14 protein-coding genes and 1 pseudogene are annotated in these 16,177 nt (G+C 40.0%); 11 read left to right on the top strand and 4 right to left on the bottom strand.

Translation table 11 applies throughout. From position 1 onward, the window contains the following. Positions 1-904 precede the first annotated feature (904 nt). Positions 905-1,714 carry an ABC transporter permease gene (locus V7K49_RS29050; RefSeq protein WP_335208709.1) on the bottom strand — a complete coding sequence of 270 codons (810 nt, stop codon included), beginning with the start codon at positions 1,712-1,714 and terminating at the stop codon, positions 905-907. 405 nt (positions 1,715-2,119) lie between these two features. Here V7K49_RS29050 and V7K49_RS29045 point away from each other — a divergent pair, with 405 nt between their 5' ends. The 3 genes from V7K49_RS29045 (at position 2,120) to V7K49_RS29035 (ending at position 5,947) form a co-directional block, all read left to right on the top strand. Beyond that, positions 2,120-2,914, top strand: a complete 795-nt coding sequence (locus V7K49_RS29045; RefSeq protein ID WP_335208707.1) for an AraC family transcriptional regulator — start codon at positions 2,120-2,122, stop codon at positions 2,912-2,914. Next, entirely contained in the window at positions 2,904-4,229 is a 1,326-nt protein-coding gene (locus V7K49_RS29040) for a TonB-dependent siderophore receptor (RefSeq protein WP_335208706.1), read from the top strand. The genes V7K49_RS29045 and V7K49_RS29040 overlap by 11 nt, the downstream gene beginning before the upstream one ends. Before the next feature lie 617 nt (positions 4,230-4,846). Beyond that, positions 4,847-5,947: a glycosyltransferase family 4 protein gene (locus V7K49_RS29035; RefSeq protein WP_335208705.1), complete on the top strand. Its 1,101-nt coding sequence runs from the start codon at positions 4,847-4,849 to the stop codon at positions 5,945-5,947. Between the two features lie 266 nt (positions 5,948-6,213). Here the strand turns inward: V7K49_RS29035 and V7K49_RS29030 are convergent, their stop codons facing one another. Beyond that, a complete protein-coding gene (locus tag V7K49_RS29030) occupies positions 6,214-7,845 on the bottom strand; it encodes a DUF655 domain-containing protein (protein WP_335208704.1) in 1,632 nt (543 codons plus the stop codon). Positions 7,846-8,063: 218 nt separating this feature from the next. On the opposite strand from V7K49_RS29030, the gene V7K49_RS29025 reads away from it, so the two are divergent. The 4 genes from V7K49_RS29025 (at position 8,064) to V7K49_RS29010 (ending at position 12,963) form a co-directional block, all read left to right on the top strand. Continuing rightward, on the top strand, positions 8,064-9,233 hold the full coding sequence (locus V7K49_RS29025) for a cysteine desulfurase family protein (protein WP_335208703.1): 1,170 nt from the start codon (positions 8,064-8,066) through the stop codon (positions 9,231-9,233). Between the two features lie 42 nt (positions 9,234-9,275). Continuing rightward, positions 9,276-11,924: a hypothetical protein gene (locus tag V7K49_RS29020; RefSeq protein ID WP_335208702.1), complete on the top strand. Its 2,649-nt coding sequence runs from the start codon at positions 9,276-9,278 to the stop codon at positions 11,922-11,924. Continuing rightward, on the top strand, positions 11,917-12,663 hold the full coding sequence (locus V7K49_RS29015; RefSeq protein WP_335208782.1) for a hypothetical protein: 747 nt from the start codon (positions 11,917-11,919) through the stop codon (positions 12,661-12,663). The genes V7K49_RS29020 and V7K49_RS29015 overlap by 8 nt, the downstream gene beginning before the upstream one ends. A 72-nt stretch (positions 12,664-12,735) precedes the next feature. Next, complete coding sequence (locus V7K49_RS29010; protein ID WP_335208701.1) at positions 12,736-12,963, top strand: hypothetical protein; 228 nt, start codon at positions 12,736-12,738, stop codon at positions 12,961-12,963. On the opposite strand, the gene V7K49_RS29005 is transcribed toward V7K49_RS29010, so the two are convergent. Further along, the gene (locus V7K49_RS29005; protein ID WP_335208700.1) at positions 12,960-13,091 is read right to left on the bottom strand and encodes a hypothetical protein; all 132 of its coding nucleotides are present in this window, start codon (positions 13,089-13,091) and stop codon (positions 12,960-12,962) included. The two genes, V7K49_RS29010 and V7K49_RS29005, sit on opposite strands and share 4 nt — an antisense overlap. Before the next feature lie 159 nt (positions 13,092-13,250). On the opposite strand from V7K49_RS29005, the gene V7K49_RS29000 reads away from it, so the two are divergent. The 3 genes and pseudogenes from V7K49_RS29000 to V7K49_RS28990 all read left to right on the top strand — a co-directional run bounded on the left by V7K49_RS29000 (position 13,251) and on the right by V7K49_RS28990 (position 14,334). After that, positions 13,251-13,478, top strand: coding sequence for an antitoxin (locus V7K49_RS29000; RefSeq protein WP_334873793.1), 228 nt, complete (start codon positions 13,251-13,253; stop codon positions 13,476-13,478). After that, positions 13,479-13,880 (top strand): annotated as a pseudogene (gene vapC / locus V7K49_RS28995) (type II toxin-antitoxin system tRNA(fMet)-specific endonuclease VapC). It begins immediately after the preceding gene. A 277-nt stretch (positions 13,881-14,157) separates the two neighbouring features. Then, positions 14,158-14,334, top strand: coding sequence for a hypothetical protein (locus V7K49_RS28990; RefSeq protein WP_334873794.1), 177 nt, complete (start codon positions 14,158-14,160; stop codon positions 14,332-14,334). A gap of 224 nt (positions 14,335-14,558) precedes the next feature. Here the strand turns inward: V7K49_RS28990 and V7K49_RS28985 are convergent, their stop codons facing one another. Then, complete coding sequence (locus tag V7K49_RS28985) at positions 14,559-15,233, bottom strand: cold shock and DUF1294 domain-containing protein (protein WP_335208699.1); 675 nt, start codon at positions 15,231-15,233, stop codon at positions 14,559-14,561. Between the two features lie 135 nt (positions 15,234-15,368). Here V7K49_RS28985 and V7K49_RS28980 point away from each other — a divergent pair, with 135 nt between their 5' ends. Continuing rightward, the gene (locus tag V7K49_RS28980) at positions 15,369-16,103 is read left to right on the top strand and encodes a DUF1995 family protein (protein WP_334873798.1); all 735 of its coding nucleotides are present in this window, start codon (positions 15,369-15,371) and stop codon (positions 16,101-16,103) included. The last annotated feature ends 74 nt before the right edge of the window (positions 16,104-16,177 follow it).

The following is a 16,177-nucleotide window of genomic DNA, read 5'->3' as shown; positions in this document are numbered from 1 at the left end:
CTCACTCTACAAATATTGATAATGGTGCAAGACATGAGTTATAAATGTTCCTAATTCCGCTTCTCTACGAGACGCTGGGGGAACGCATAATTTTTAATGACGTTCCCAAACTTACTAACCTAATTCGTATTTACTGTTAATTAAGAGTTTTAGACATTTTATAAGGACGGCTTTTTGACACCGAACTGTAGTAGTTTCAGGGATAAGGTATGATGCAAAAATCCCTGCAAAATCAAACCACAAATGTATGAATTTGTTTTGGATTTTTATGTAAAAGTTTATAACAGAAATACCATAATCTCTTATGGTCTGTTTATCTCTTACATATAATTAATCGACAAATTAAAAAATTAAGTGGATGAAAACAAATTCAACATTAGACTTGTACTTTCAAAGCCCTATTACTGATAACCTTGATTGAAAGTAACTTCATCTATATTTTTATAAAAAACTAACGCTGCTGGGCTGAATTGGCACTGAACTTTACATACTCTATTGTGTTTATAAAGCACAATAATTAACACCGTAAACTTACTTAATTTGAAATATTCCGGGATTTTAAGCAATTGTTATAAATATTAAATTCTTAGCCGAATGGCACTAATAAAAGCTCTAAGCTATGCAGGATAAGGGCTACAGATTTGAAAGCTATTGAACAGTGGAGAATGAGTCAGGCGATCAATCTTGATGCAGGGTGATGGAAGCGATCGCAGTAAAGGAAACTGAACTTTGCTCCCAACCTACCCGCCCGATGGAAGCGATCGCTGATTCTTACTGTTCTCACCTGTGATCAAATCAGGTACAGTACTCAAAGCCTTAGAAACTGCGATGCTATTTAATCCCATTGAACAGGCGAGATCGTTGAAGCTAAAGTAGGCGAAGATTGTAAAGATTGATTTAACTGTTATTTGAAACTTTTATTCTCTTCAGAAGCGCGAATGGATTCAGCTACAAGAGCAACGATCGCAGATACTGAAATCAACATCACACTCAAAGCATTAATATCAGGCTTGACTCCTGTTCTGATCCGGCTAAAAATTTCCATTGGTAGGGTGTTAGAACCGCTACCAGCAGTAAAACTGGCAATGAGAAAGTCATCTAAGCTAAGGACAAAGGCCAAGAGACAACCAGCTACAATACCAGGCATCAATTGAGGTAACAATACTTTCAGGAAAGCTTGTGTGGGTGTAGCGCCTAAATCTAGTGCTGCTTCTTCTAAGTGAGGATCTAAATTAGTCAGTCGTGAAGCCACCACAAGTCCGACGTAGGCGAGACAAAACACCACATGGGCTGCAACTATTGTCCACAAACTTAAAGGTATTGCAAACGCCGCTAGGCATACTAAGGTAGCCACTGCGATCGCAATATCGGGAATAATCAATGGTAGGTAAGCAATACCGCTATACAATTTTTTACCAGGAAATTGGTAACGCGCCAACCCAACCGCCATCAAGGTTCCCAGCACTGCTGAAATCCCCACTGCACAACCAGCAACTATCATACTGTTTTGCAAAGCTGATAAGATGCGATCGTCATTGAACAACTTGCCATACCAATCGAGAGTGAATCCTTGCCAAGTTGCACTGTAGGGCGACTGATTGAAGCTATAAAAGCCAAGTACCAGTATGGGCAGATACATGAACACAAATATGATCAGTGAGAAAACCGCCTGCCATGAGACACGCGGTTTTTTGAGAGATGGAGAAATATTCACGTTTATATTTGATTTTTATAGATAGCAATATAATATATCATACTTTATGCAATAAGTCAATATAACTAATAAAAAATCTATCCTTGTGCGCGTAGGCGTAGCCCGTCGTAGACATCGCTTCATTTTGTTCGCAATGACAAATAATATAATCTGTGAGGATTCCTCTATTTACAGCAGTTTTCATTTATTTGAACCACATCTGTTGTAGGGGTACAGCAATGCTGTGCCCGTAGGGCGTGGTCTATTTATCTGAAAATTGCTGTAAGACAAGCGATCGCTCCTGGCAGCTCTTTGAACTCTTGAATTGCTCAAATGGTAAATATCCCATTTCTCATGGCATCTTGGCCTAGTTCTTGTAAGATTATTGCTAATTACTAGCATTAATTCTCCCATCAATCGCCAGCTATGACCATTACCATGACAGCGCAGGAAGAAGAGGAACTATGGGATGAGGTTGCCCAGAGTGTTGTATGTGATGCTACCTCAGAACCATTTGAATTTACTTGTGAAATGCCTAAGCAATTAGGCAAAGGTGGTTCTCGCAGTATTGAAGTACATCCCGAAATTTCGCTGGCGATTATGGATTATCAATATCATAATGATGTGATCATAAGATGTACCGAATCCGAACACCCCTTACAATTTGGCGTTTTGCTTTCAGGCAGCGTCATAGATGAATATGGAGGGAAGCTAGGAGAAGGATACACTTGTATCTCTGGTGGTGGTATCCAACGCCAGATGTCCATCAAAATTCCTCAAAAACGACGTGTGGGTGTAGACATCCATATGTCCTCTAATGTGTTAAAAACCTTTTTCCCTACAGCACATGGAGAAATTTTGCCCCAGTTGCGTCTCTTAGCAAAAGGTGATGATTGGCAAACTTTAGTTTACCCTGAAATTACACTAACAATACAAGGAGTGGTACAGCAAATCATTAATTGTCCTTACCACGGTGTAACCAAGCGGATGTATTTGCAAGCTAAAGTTTTGGAATTGATGACATTGCAACTAACCCCAATCTTGGCATATCAGGAGGGATTGCAACCATCACCGAGATTAAAGTCACAAACCATTGCCAGAATCCATCATGCTAGAGAAATTTTACACTCTCATTTAGAAAATCCACCCTTATTAGTGGAATTAGCTCAACAGGTAGGAATTAGCGATCGCACCCTCAATCACTTGCAAATTGGGAGATAGAACAGACCTAAATCTATACTATGAATCTACTAAATTCAATGGGATTCCTGAGACTTTCACGACTGTTTTCAGCGATAATACCTTCAGGCTGCCTCGAAGTCGTTACTTAAGTTATCCTCTCGATGGTCAACATTATACCACTCAAAAATATGGCTACACGCTAAACCACAAGTTTAGCGATAACTGGCAGCTCCGTAATAATTTTTCTATAACTGCTTTTAATGCCATCGAGGAGTATACGGTAGGAACAAATTTAGTGGACGATCGTTTCTTAGAGCAATATGCTGCAAACCGTAACTACATGAGAGACAACTATTTTGGACAGATCGACTTGCTTGGTAAGTTTAATACAGGCTCGATTCCACACCAACTTTTGTTTGGCTTTGATGTCAACCGCTTTGTACAAATTTATAATCCCACTATCCTCGCTGTGCCTGCTCTAGATGTCTTCAACCCCAACTACAATATTCCCAAGCCACTTACTACTCTTTATACTTATAGTAACTTTGGGACTGTTCAATCTTATGGGTTCTACCTTCAGGATCAGATTAGCTTTCAAGATAACCTGAAGTTACTGATTGGCGGGCGCTTTGATTGGATTTCACAAAAGAGTGGCACAGACCAACCAGAACAGAATGATAATGCGTTCAGCCCTCGAATCGGGTTGGTGTATCAGCCCAGCAAATCTGTTTCTCTCTACACCAGCTATAGTCAATCTTTTAACCCTACTCAGGGATTTAACCCTGATGGTAGCCAGTTCGAGCCAACTAAAGGAACCCAATATGAAGCGGGCATTAAAGTTGACTTTCTAGAAAGCAGACTCTCGACAACATTAGCAGTCTATCAAGTCACCAAGACGAATATTATAACAGACGATCCTAATAACCCTAACCCTGATTTCTTTATTCAGGTAGGAGAGCAAAGAAGTCAGGGGATTGAGTTGGATATTACAGTTGAAATTTTACCAGGGTGGAAGGCGATCGCTTCCTATGCTTATACCAATGCAGAAGTCACTGAGGATAAAACCTATGTGGTAGGCAATAGATTGGAGGATGTGCCAAAGAATCAAGCTAGCCTTTGGACAACCTATGAACTCCAAAATGGCGATTTCAAGGGTTTGGGATTTGGTCTGGGACTGTTTTATGTGGGTGCGCGGGCGGGAGATTTAGATAACTCATTTGAAATCCCCGATTACTTGCGTACCGATGCGGCGATTTACTACCGTAGAGATGCTTTAAAGGCTGCTATCAATATCCGTAATCTATTTGATACGGAATATTTCGTTGACAGCAATGGAACTAAGAGCAAGGGTTAAAACAGGTGCGCCCTTTACAATCATCGGTTCTATCAGTTGGGAGTTTTAACTCGCTCTCTTGTGGGCAATCGGCTGAATAACTTACCCCAATACAGTTTAATTGTTATCGGTAAGAATTTGGATAGAACTCCTAATCAAACTTTGGCACTCCTGATTTAAAACTACCCTATCTTACGAAAATCTGCCCTTTGGGCAGCTACAGGTGATCCTTGAGGTACGGAAAGCCGCCCAAAGAGTCGCTAGACACTTTATTCTTTAATTAATATTTGAAAATTAGATAATTAACAGGCCAGAATAGAGCTTTTTCGTCCATTATCACCATTTAGCTGAAATTTTGACGATTAAATAAAATTCATTATTATAAAAAAACTATATTTAAAATTGTATTAAATCACCAAAAATTAATAAATTAGAATGGATTTACCTCTTTAGGAGTGGGTAATTTCCGTACTAGGATAGATAAAAAATGTAGAAAGATGAGCTTAGTATTTGAAGGGAATTGTTAATAAGTTTAGTATCTGAAGTTACTTTCTGATGCAGAGTGAATCAATTACAAGCACTAGAGCAACAGAAAGAAAAAACTTCTAATTCAATTTTTATTTTTTAGGAGGTTTGTGATGCGAATTGCTCAAGTAGCTCCATTATGGGAAAGAGTTCCGCCTCCAGCTTATGGTGGTGTAGAGTTAGTAGTGGGGTTACTGACCGATGAATTAGTTCGACGCGGACATGAAGTAACTTTATTTGCATCGGGAGATTCTATTAGTCTGGCAAAACTAACGTCAGTTCATCCCCGTGCCCTCAGACTCGATCGCACCATCAAAGATTACGGCGTTTACGAAATGCTGAATCTCGCTTCGGTGTATGAACGTGCAGAAGAGTTTGATATTATTCACTCTCATGTGGGGCATGGCACACTGTCCTACGCAAATCTCGTCACAACCCCTACAGTTCATACGTTGCACGGTATTTTTACCCCTGACAACGAAAAGATATTTAGTTTTGCTAAAAAACAACCCTACGTCAATATTTCCGATGCACAACGAGAACCAAGGTTAGGGTTAAACTATCTAGCAACGGTCTATAACGGAATTGATGTCAGCAGTTATGAGTTTCACGCCCAACCAGAAAATCCGCCCTACCTAGCGTTTTTGGGTCGAATGTCTCCTGAAAAGGGAGCGCATTTAGCAATAGAAATTGCCAAAGAAACTGGTTGGCATTTGAAAATGGCAGGCAAGGTGGATGTCGTTGATGTGGAATACTTTGAGAAGGAAATTAAACCGCACATTGACGGGAAGCAAATTGAGTATCTGGGTGAAGCTAACCATACTCAAAAAAATGCCCTCATGGGAGGTGCAGTCGCAACTCTGTTTCCGATCACTTGGCGGGAACCGTTTGGGTTGGTGATGGTTGAATCAATGGCTTCTGGTACGCCAGTGATTGCGATAAAATTGGGGTCTACTGAAGAGGTAATTTCCCACGGCAAGACGGGTTTCCTCTGCAATAATATTCAAGAGTGCATCAGTGCTATTGACCAAGTAACAGAGTTAGACCGCTATGCCTGTCGCCAGCATGTCGAAAATATTTTCAGCGTTAAGCATATGACTGATGGCTATGAGGCGGTTTATCAACAAGTAATAGCAGAACGATTTTCTCAGAATGGGCATTCCCGCAGTTTGCTTAGGAATGCGGATTTATTAACTTCCAAATTTCCTGCGTAGAAACTATTTCAGCGCGCTGCTACCAGAAAAAAGTTGTGGATTTTATTAAATCCTCGTTCCTTAGTTTAGGTAGCGATCGCATTTAAATTGTCTGCCCCAGATCCCCGACAACTTTTACGAAGTCGGGGATCTTGTTAGTCAAATCAAAAGACCTCTAAGAGGTTTTACTACGCAAAATCTGTCTCTCTCTGAGTCTCAGAGGTACAGACTTGAACTTTAGTTCAAGGCAAGGAGAGGTTTATTGAACTCACGTTAAATAAAGACTGCTACCAAGTAACTCGCTCGCGCCATTTTTCCAATGTCTTAGCACTAACTCCTGGAACTCTTTCTAAGTCTTGTAAAGATGTAAATTTTTGCTGTTGACGGCTAAGAATTATCCGTTGTCCTAACTTCTTACCCACACCAGGGAGAGTTGCTAATTCTTCCATACTTGCAGTGTTGATATTTATTTGTTTAATTGCTTGTAGTTCACTTGATGTAGAAGTTTTTATCTGCGGACACCGTGTTTGTTCTAATTTAATTTTTTCTTGAATTGCTGGTGGTAATCCGGGTTTAACTTTGGCATAAAGACGAGCAAATTCTCGCACATAATGAGCAGCAACTATGGGATTTTTAATCACTACAAGTGTCTCATCGTTACCATTATTGGCAGCGTCTGACCAATTATGAGAACCTGTAATTACTGTTTGGCTATCAATCACACCAAATTTGTGATGCAATAAATCGCCTTTGGGTAATACAGGTACGCCTACGGTGGTAATTGGATTTTGCCAAGGATGGTTATCAACTTCGTATTTACATTTGTTACTGAGAGCAACCCCCATCATATCCAATGCTTCGCTGTAGGGACGATAGGCAAATTGTGGTTCAATTAAAGCGCGAATTTGGACACTTTGTTGATGGCGATTTTCTAAGATATTGGCAAGACGTTGATCGGAAAGGACAAATAACGCCATATCAACAGATTGAGTTGCTGAATCTAAAGTTTTACCAATTAAACCATTACTACTGTTATTCCAGGGTTGAGTTGGAGAAGTAGGCGAAAATTGCACAGTAATTATGGTTTGATTTAATGTAATTTGTTTAGGCGATCGCATCGGTTTTTGCAAACCGAATCGACTATCTGGTTTACCTCCTGGCCCATCTCCCCACATAACGTTAAACTCTTCTGTAAATAAAGATGCTAATTCTGGGCTGTCAATCTGCAACAAGTTATTAGCATTGCCTAAAGAGTTTGAATTTGTAAAATCCCCATAAGTATCACTTAAAGTAAAATTCGCTGAAGTAATAATTACAATGCGATTGTCCACAATCACAAATTTGTGATGCATCAAACTACTACCTGCTGAACCATCTGCTTGATCATCTATCCAGGGAATTTTGGCATTATGCAAAATTATCAAAGCATCTCTTTGATTAATCTCTGCTGGACTAAGTTGATTATCTTGGTTAATATCGATAAATTTGCGAAATTCGTGATAGCGTTCCTGTTCTCTTTTATTTAACTTACCTACTTCAGCAGATGTTAAATTACTCCAAGGTCGGCTATAAGTATTTTCTAAAATTATCCTGACTTTTACCCCAGCTTTTTGTCTATCAACCAGTGCTTGGGCAACTTTGGGTAAACGTAATTCTTGCACCGCCACATCTACTGTAGATTTAGCGTGCGTAATAGCATTGACAATTTGTTTTTCTAAATCATCCCCCAGGCGAGTTTGCTGACGGTAAGGTTCTTTGTATTCTGAAGACTCAGAATGGTTAAAGTAAACTTGAACTAATGGGTCTTGTGGTAAGGGTGCTGGACGCTGATTGGAGGACTCGACTCGTTGACAAGCAGCGAGGGGAAATATCAGTAAAAAGATATATAAAAAATATCTTTGTCTAGAGATAAGTTGCACTGTAATCTGTTAAAAATGGATTGGGAGTGGATATATTTATCATTCCCAAAATTTGATGTTTTGAATTAAGTAGATAAATAGCTTTCCAAGCAAAGGGAAAAATCCACTCCTAGAGGTAGAATTACAAAGAATTTTTCAGGATTTGTCCACTAAAACTGTATATTCTGAAAAGATCAGCAGCCTACTACCAACGTGTGTCCTCACGATTATTCAGTTATATGCAAATTTATCTAGATTACAGCGCCACCACTCCCACTCGAAAAGAAGCGATCGCAGTTATGCAAACAGTCCTCACCCAACAGTGGGGCAATCCTTCCAGCTTACATGAGTGGGGACAACGGGCTGCAACCGTTGTGGAACAAGCCAGAGTCCAAGTTGCTGGTTTAATTAACGCTGTCGATCCGGCATCCATAATCTTTACCTCTGGCGGCACTGAGGCAAATAATCTAGCAATTATGGGCGTGGCTCGGTTGTATGCTGTTCCTCAACATATAATTATCTCCAGCGTCGAGCATTCCGCAATTTCTGAGACAGTACGGTTGTTAGAAATGTGGGGTTGGGAAGTTACGCGCTTGTCTGTAGATGTTAAAGGCAGAATCAATCCCCTGGATCTAAAGGCGGCATTGCAACATAACACAGTCTTAGTTTCCGTAATTTATGGTCAAAGTGAAGTAGGTACTGTGCAACCGATCGCAGAACTGGGTAAGATTGTGCGATCGCATGGTGCTCTGTTCCATACAGATGCGGTGCAAGCTGCGGGACGCTTACCCATAGATGTGCAACAACTCCCAGTAGACTTACTTAGTCTTTCCAGTCATAAAATATATGGCCCCCAAGGTGCAGGGGCGCTATATGTGCGTCCTGGTGTGGAATTGATGCCCTTAATGGGTGGTGGTGGGCAAGAAATGGGACTGCGTTCTGGTACGCAAGCAGTACCGATAATTGCGGGGTTTGGTGTAGCAGCAGAATTAGCAGCAGAAGAATTGGCTACAGAAACACCACGGTTGATTGAGTTACGCGATCGCGCCTTTGCCCAATTAGCTGAGATTCCTGGTTTAATTGCTACAGGGGATGGCTGCGATCGTTTACCTCACCATGTCAGTATGTGCCTAGAACACGCCGATGGCGAAAAATTCAGCGGTAAAGCCTTGGTACGACAGCTAAACCTTGCTGGCATCGGCATCAGTGCTGGTGCTGCCTGTCACAGTGGTAAACTTAGCCCTAGCCCGATACTTTTAGCGATGGGTTATTCCGAAAAAGCTGCCTTGGGGGGAATTCGTATCACATTGGGGCGTGATACGACTGAAGCTGATATAGATTGGACGGCGATGGTATTGAAGCAAGTTTTGCAAAGGTTGACACCGGATTTATCTTTAGTTAAGCGTTAAATTATTGGCAACGCTACTAGGATTTAAACCGTGTAAAGTTATATGTCAAAAATTAACCAGATCGAAAACGAACTGCTGCAACTGGATGGTGGAGCATTCCAAAAGCTTGCAGATGCTTACCTCTACAAGAGAGGATACGACCCGATCAATCCCCTTGGATCTGTAATTGGTGCTGACAAAGTTAGACAGGGAACACCTGATACATTAGTAGTACTACCTAATGGAAAGTATATCTTTGCAGAATACACAACACAAAAAGAAGGGGTTGCTAATAAGTTTAAAAAAGACCTCGACAAATGTTTTGATGAGGTAAAAACTGGAATATCTGTTGAAAAAATCCAAGAGATAGTTTTATGTCACACTTCTATGCTTTCCCCATCTGAGGAAAACTTATTGAGGGAGGAATGCCAGAAACGAGGAGTCAACCTCAATATCTTTGGTATTGGGCCTATCTCTCATGATCTCTACCAAAAGTATCCAGGCATTGCAAGAGATTTCCTTGGAGTTGAGGTAGATACAGGGCAAATTATTGATATTGCCGAATTTGTTAAGGCTTACGATAAAAAAGCAGGTGCTACTCCTCTTAATATAGCTTTTCACTTTAGAGAGGAAAAGTTAGAGCAAGTATTGCAAGGATTGAATAACAGTAATCTTGTTATTGTGTTTGGCAAAGCAGGCATTGGTAAATCTCGATTGACACTCGAATGTTGCAATCAGTTTTTAGTAAGTCACCCTGAATATCAGGTTAGATGTATTTTTCTTCGAGGAGCAGATATTTTTGAGGATCTCCGTGTCTATTTTTCAGAACCGGGCTGTCACCTCATTTTTGTAGATGATGCGAATCGAGTCAACTCATTTGAGTACTTCATTCAAATCCTTCATGACCAACGCGAAGATCAACAAATCAAGGTCATTGCTACTGTTCGAGATTATGCCTTTGAAAAAGTTAAAGAATTAGCGCATTCCTATAAAAATCGGACTGAGATAGAGCTAAACTCTTTGGATGAAAATCAGATAAAGCAAATACTTCAGGATGAGTACGAAATTATTAATTCCCTCTATCTCAATAGAATTGCCGACATTGCACAAGGCAATCCTCGTCTTGCAATCATGGCTGCACTGTTAGCAAAACAAGAAAATAGACTTGACAGTATTAATAACGTATCTAATCTTTACGACGAGTATTATTCTTCAATCCAAAAAGATTTGCAAGAACTCGGTGATGAAAACCTCTTGAAAGCTGCTGGTATTGTTGCATTTTTTAGGACGGTAGATCGTTCAAATGAAAAGATGATAGAAGAAATGGAGACAGCATTCGGTATTAGCCAAGAAGTTTTTTGGAAAGCTGTTCGCCAGCTACATGATCATGAATTGCTCGATATGTACGAGAATGAGATCGTGCGAGTCTCTGATCAAGTTCTGGCTACCTATCTTTTTTACCTTGCCTTCTTTAAGGAAAAATTACTCAATTTTGCTACTCTCCTAAATTACTTTTTCCCTCAGCTTCAGTATCGAATTGTTGACGCTCTCAATCCTGTTATGAATACTTTTGATAGTGAAAGAATCATAGATGTAATGCGTCCACACGTTAATCAAGCATGGCAAACATATCAAAATGCAGGAGACGAAAAAAATCTGATGTACTTCATACAGGTGTTCTGGTTCCTTAAGCAAACAGACATCCTTGTATATATTCATAACTGCATTTCCGCAATGGAACCGGAATTAGCAGACCTCTCTAAATTTAAAATTGAGCCTAATTCTAATATTTCATCACCTTCTATCCTCAGCACACTAGGGTTATTCAACCATTCAAATGAGAATAATCTTCAAATGGCATTAGAGCTTATTTTGGAGTATGTCACAAAACGACCGACCGAAATATCGCAAGCGCTTTACCTTCTTACCGAACGATTTGGGTTTGATCACGAATCCTATTGTTATGGATTTGCTATCCAGCAGATAATAATTGATGTACTGTGGGAAAGGGTTAAAGATGGTGAAGACATAATTTTTTCAAAGCTGTTTATCGTGGTGGCTGAATATTATCTTTACACCGACTTCAGCACTAGTAGGATGAAAGGCAAAGGGATAAACATCTTTAACTTCACCTTACCACCAACGCCAGAACTGGTTGAACTCAGACAAAAAATTTGGTACAGGGTATTCCAACTTTATCAACTACCTCTTCTTAAAAAAGATGTACTTACTCTTCTTCACAAATATAGTACGTCAGGCTACAGTGTCTCAGTAAATGAAATAATTATCCAAGATTCATCTGAGGTGCTTCCTTTTATTGAGTCATATCTGGATGGGAGTAGCTATTTTAATTGCCTGATAGTTCAAAGCTACTTAGATAAATTAGAGGGTCATAAATTAGAAATCTCCGAAAATGATCATAAAACTCTTATTTGGCTTAAACTAATGGCTAATTTCTGGAGATGTCTATTGTGTGAAAATTTGCGCGTTCTCTTTACGAATAAAACCTATGCAATCTCTGAAGTTATTATTTCTGATCAATTAGAGAGACAATATCTAAATCTAGGATATGAAGAATATCAGCAACTGAGGCAACAACGAATTCAAGACTTCTTTGTAAACTACAACTTGGAAGACTACAAACAATTCTTTGAGCAATGCCTTGAGATTCAGCAAGAAACAGACCGTCGAAATCATATCATCCTTGTTTGAGAGATACGAAGTCAGTACAGTTTTACTTGACCTTTTTGATAATCAATTAAATTTGCTGAAAAAAGCTTATCTTCAAGCTCTAAAAAATGACTTGTATATAGATGAGAATGGACGATACTTTGCTTATATCCTAAAACGTGCTCCAGAATTCATCCTTGAATACATGGATTGGATTTACCAGCAGAAAGCTCAGTTATATCATTTTGATGATACACGAGACTATTCCTTCCTTTGGCGATCCGACAACTATGAGCAATTGATGAGACAGATAATTGAATATGTTTATAATCAGAATCAGCTTGTCTTAGGAACAATTAGAATTGACAAATTCTTCATTCTCAGTGCAGATGCACAAGATAATGAAACTTTGTGGAAGCGGCAAGATCATATCCTAATGAGATTACTAGAATTTCGATGTGATGACATTCCGTTTATCCAGTTTATATTTGACATAATTACAGACTTCTCGTATAAAAGAAGACGTTTATTTGTTGAGTTTTTTATAAGGTATAACAAAAAGTTCGAGGACTTTGAAAAACTTCGCCTAGAACCTAGCTCTTGGAGTTGTGTAGGAAGTTGGGTTCCAGTACATCAGAAGCGCGTTGAGTATTTAGAGTCACTGCTTCCACTTTTCAATAGTGTAGCTTTTCTCCAACATAAGCAATACGTAGAGCAACGTATTCAATCGTTATGGGAAAAAATTGAAATAGAAAAGAAACAGGACTTCATGCACGACTAGGCTACAAAATACTAACTAATTGTTGATCGCTGATACTAAAATTTAGATACAGCATTTGTCGGAGTGTTTTCTATGTCCCTGCAAGAGCTTAAAGAGCAAGCCCGTCAACTGCCAGTGAGCGATCGCCTTGAACTTGTCCGTGCGATCATTGAATCCTTACAAGATGTTCCAACCCAACCACCTGAACGATCACGCATTATCAAGCAGATGAAAGGTTTATTGAAGACCGATCAGCCAGCGCCGACTGATGAACAGGTGGAGTCCATGCTAGAAGAACGTCGGGTGGAGAAGTATCTTTAGTGATTTAGATTATAACGAAGAAGTGCGATCGCCAATTTCGTGCAAGTTCCTGAGTAAGTGCGATATTTATGCAGTTTCCGATCGCTTTTTGCAAGAAATAACTGGCCATAGGCGATCGCCTTTACCATATTGATCCTTTCGTAACCATCATATTCCTCGGCAGGACTGCTAGGATTTCCATAGATTCAGTTTAACAATGAGCTACTCAAGCAAATTTCAGAGTTGCATTTATCAAATTTCATGCTAACCAGACCAGAAATATTAGCTAATTTCAGGACAATAACACCATGAACACTGCCAAACTCACCACTGATGGCACTCACCAAATCGTTATTTTGCCCGAAGACTTTCAACTCACTGGTACTGAAGTTTATATCAAAAAAATTGGTAACGCCATTGTCCTCATTGCCAAAGATAACCCCTGGCAATCCCTCATCGATAGTCTAGACAATTTCTCCGATGACTTCATGAATTCTATAGATCAGCCACTCCTTGACACCAGAGAGAACTTCTAAATGCAATACCTGCTTGATACCAATATCTGCATTTACCTCATCAAGCAAAAACCCCAAAAAGTACTGGATAAATTCCAAACCCTTAGCATTTCTGATGTCGGTATCTCCTCCATCACCGTTGCCGAACTCGAGTATGGAGTTGCTAAAAGCCAACAGTAACAGAAAAACCGCACCGCCCTGCTGCAATTTCTGCTACCTCTAGAAATTGTCGAATTCAATCAAGCATCTGTGACAATTTACGGCAGTATCAGAAGCAATCTAGAAAGTAGAGGACTTATTATTGGTGCAATGGATATACTGATTGCTTCTCATGCGCTGAGTTTAGGAGTTACCCTCGTCACCAATAATGTGCGAGAGTTTTCTCGTATTCCTACGCTTCTATTAGAAAACTGGGTTGAGTAGTTGTGAATAGGCTATGTGTCATGACATTGCGTTGCTGGCCCCGCTTGTACCCCTACTCTTAAACAAGCTACGTGCAGCGTCTCCTAACGGGAAAGGCAAGTGTCGGTGGCGTTTACATTTTTACCACAATGATTTTGCGTCTCTACAAAAAGATTCATACATCTAATCAGCAACGCCGCCAAAAGGGTTAAAGGAGTTTTTTCCCAAAAAGTAATATTTTGAGTCATAAAGGAATTCAAGCATGACTTATTTTGATTACTTTTGAGGCTTTTTTTGAATGAGTAAAACCATCATTGGAATTGGGATGTTTATTGGCTCTACGATTGGCAGTTACATCCCTGCATTGTGGGGTGGAAGTTTGCTATCGTTCACCTCGATATTCTTGGGCGTCATTGGTGGCTTTGTGGGAATTTGGCTTGGGTATCGCGTATCAAAATATCTCGGTTTTATCTGAGCGGCGCTCTATGTCACCGTCGCTAAAAGCCTTAAACGAGTCTTTTACCAATAGGTAAAATTTTGAGTATGTCTTCTATGTGATCGCACTTCTTCAATTGGGATGTGAAGCATCTTTGTGTTTACTCCTATGAACTTTCCTCCTCAACTTCAACAGCAGATATAATAAATGAGCAAGCAGTCAGGGAATCTCGACTGAGCAGTTTGTTTTGCAAGGGATCTCTGCTATCCTCTAAAAACACTGCCCAGAAATAAACCCACTAGTCTTTTCCCAAAGAAAAGCCAATCCAACCAAAATATAATATGAATAGCTACTATTACCCAAAATACGACTTGGTATGAAACCTTGCTACTTTTGTGACGTAATCTTCGTTGGGCCATAAATCCCCCCAACCATCCACCCATGAATTCACACAAATGTAATGTCTTTTCTGGTACTCTCCAACGCCCCTGCTTTGCCCGATATTTATCATCTGCATACAGTGTAAAGGTAAGAAAACTCATTACAGGATAGAGAATCAGAGGAATTGGGTTGAAAGTAGTCAATGCATTTTGCATTGCTCCTAAACTTGGTAATAAAGATAAGAGCAATACCTCGAACATTAAAGAAGATTTTGCTTTAGGTTTGAATATTTCTTTATCGATTCCAGAAGATGAGGCTCTCGGCAGAGGTTTAGATACAACTCCCTGAATGAAGGCGTTGCAAGCATGAATTCTGCCGTCTTTACCAACCGTTAGCTGATAGCAAATCAGATTACCAACTTGTGGATGATGATTTGTTTCTTTGAGTGCAGTGATATGAAGAAAAACGTCTTGAGTGCCATCACTGGAGCGGATGAAGCCAAAACCCTTGTCATCCTTCCATGTTGTTAATTTACCTTTACGCAAAACAGGTTTCATCAAAGACCTTGATATCAATACTTCATTTTTAAGGTTCCCATATCAAGAGCAAATGATTCATATTAAAATTTAGCAACGCCAAAATCAGAGCTAATACTGAAACAATGGAAGTAATGCTAGAGTTACATATAAACTATGAGTGAACTTCCAAATACTCTTGAAGATGCGATCGCCCAATCTCAGACAGCCGTCCAAGCTGCCCTTGCAGATGGTTGTACTCGCATACAAGTTGAGTTTCTGTTCCCAGAACTCAAGTTTATGCCCGTGGCGGAACAATTTCTGCCCGTGTTTACAGAATATGATTCCCGTTTGAAGATTTTCTTTGCTGACGCTGGTGCTGCGGCCCTAGCCCGCCGCAATTGGGCTGATGCACCATTTCAAATTTTGGATATTGGTACAGGTAGGGCTGCTTCCTTGCAGACAAAAATTCAACCAGAGGATGAAATTTTCTTATTCATTGCCCCCACTTCCGTAGAAGTGCCGCAGTTGGAAAAGTTATGTGAAGTAATAGGCGATCGCCCTTTAGTCTTGTTAAATCCCCGCCTAGAAGATTCTGGAACTGTGGGCATCGGTTATGCAGCTAGAAAAATCCGCGATCGTTTTATCAGTACGATTGAATCCGCCTATTACCTCCGCCCTGTAGACGATGAAAGTGCCCTACGTCGTTGCTACCCAGGACAGTGGGAAGTTTGGCTGGAAACCAACGGCGAATATCAAAGAATTGCCGAATTACCTACCAAACCATCGGGTGATGAGTTGGATCTCATCCTCATGAAGGGACAACCGCAAACAACAACAGATGCGGCACCCGCGAAAAAGCCCAGTGTGTTTAAGAGTTTGCAACGGTTTTTAAAAGCGTTGAGTAGTTAGGAGAAAGCAGAGGTAGCAGTAGGAAACTTGATCATCTGCTGCCTCATCTTGAGTTTTTTATTTTTAAAACAGAA

This window comes from Nostoc sp., from assembly GCF_036919675.1.
GTDB lineage: Bacteria > Cyanobacteriota > Cyanobacteriia > Cyanobacteriales > Nostocaceae > Nostoc.
Note: the sequence above shows the minus strand (reverse complement) of the source record. Positions and strands in the feature narration are given on the sequence as shown.

Bases quoted from the DNA above. Each gene is read 5' to 3' on its own strand.
- V7K49_RS29045 (WP_335208707.1), top strand. From the start codon at position 2,120: ATGACCATTACCATGACAGCGCAGGAAGAAGAGGAACTATGGGATGAG.
- V7K49_RS29035 (WP_335208705.1), top strand. From the start codon at position 4,847: ATGCGAATTGCTCAAGTAGCTCCATTATGGGAAAGAGTTCCGCCTCCA.
- V7K49_RS29025 (WP_335208703.1), top strand. From the start codon at position 8,064: ATGCAAATTTATCTAGATTACAGCGCCACCACTCCCACTCGAAAAGAA.
- V7K49_RS29020 (WP_335208702.1), top strand. From the start codon at position 9,276: ATGTCAAAAATTAACCAGATCGAAAACGAACTGCTGCAACTGGATGGT.
- V7K49_RS29010 (WP_335208701.1), top strand. From the start codon at position 12,736: ATGTCCCTGCAAGAGCTTAAAGAGCAAGCCCGTCAACTGCCAGTGAGC.
- V7K49_RS29005 (WP_335208700.1), bottom strand. From the start codon at position 13,091: ATGGTAAAGGCGATCGCCTATGGCCAGTTATTTCTTGCAAAAAGCGAT.
- V7K49_RS29000 (WP_334873793.1), top strand. From the start codon at position 13,251: ATGAACACTGCCAAACTCACCACTGATGGCACTCACCAAATCGTTATT.
- V7K49_RS28990 (WP_334873794.1), top strand. From the start codon at position 14,158: ATGAGTAAAACCATCATTGGAATTGGGATGTTTATTGGCTCTACGATT.
- V7K49_RS28985 (WP_335208699.1), bottom strand. From the start codon at position 15,233: ATGAAACCTGTTTTGCGTAAAGGTAAATTAACAACATGGAAGGATGAC.
- V7K49_RS28980 (WP_334873798.1), top strand. From the start codon at position 15,369: ATGAGTGAACTTCCAAATACTCTTGAAGATGCGATCGCCCAATCTCAG.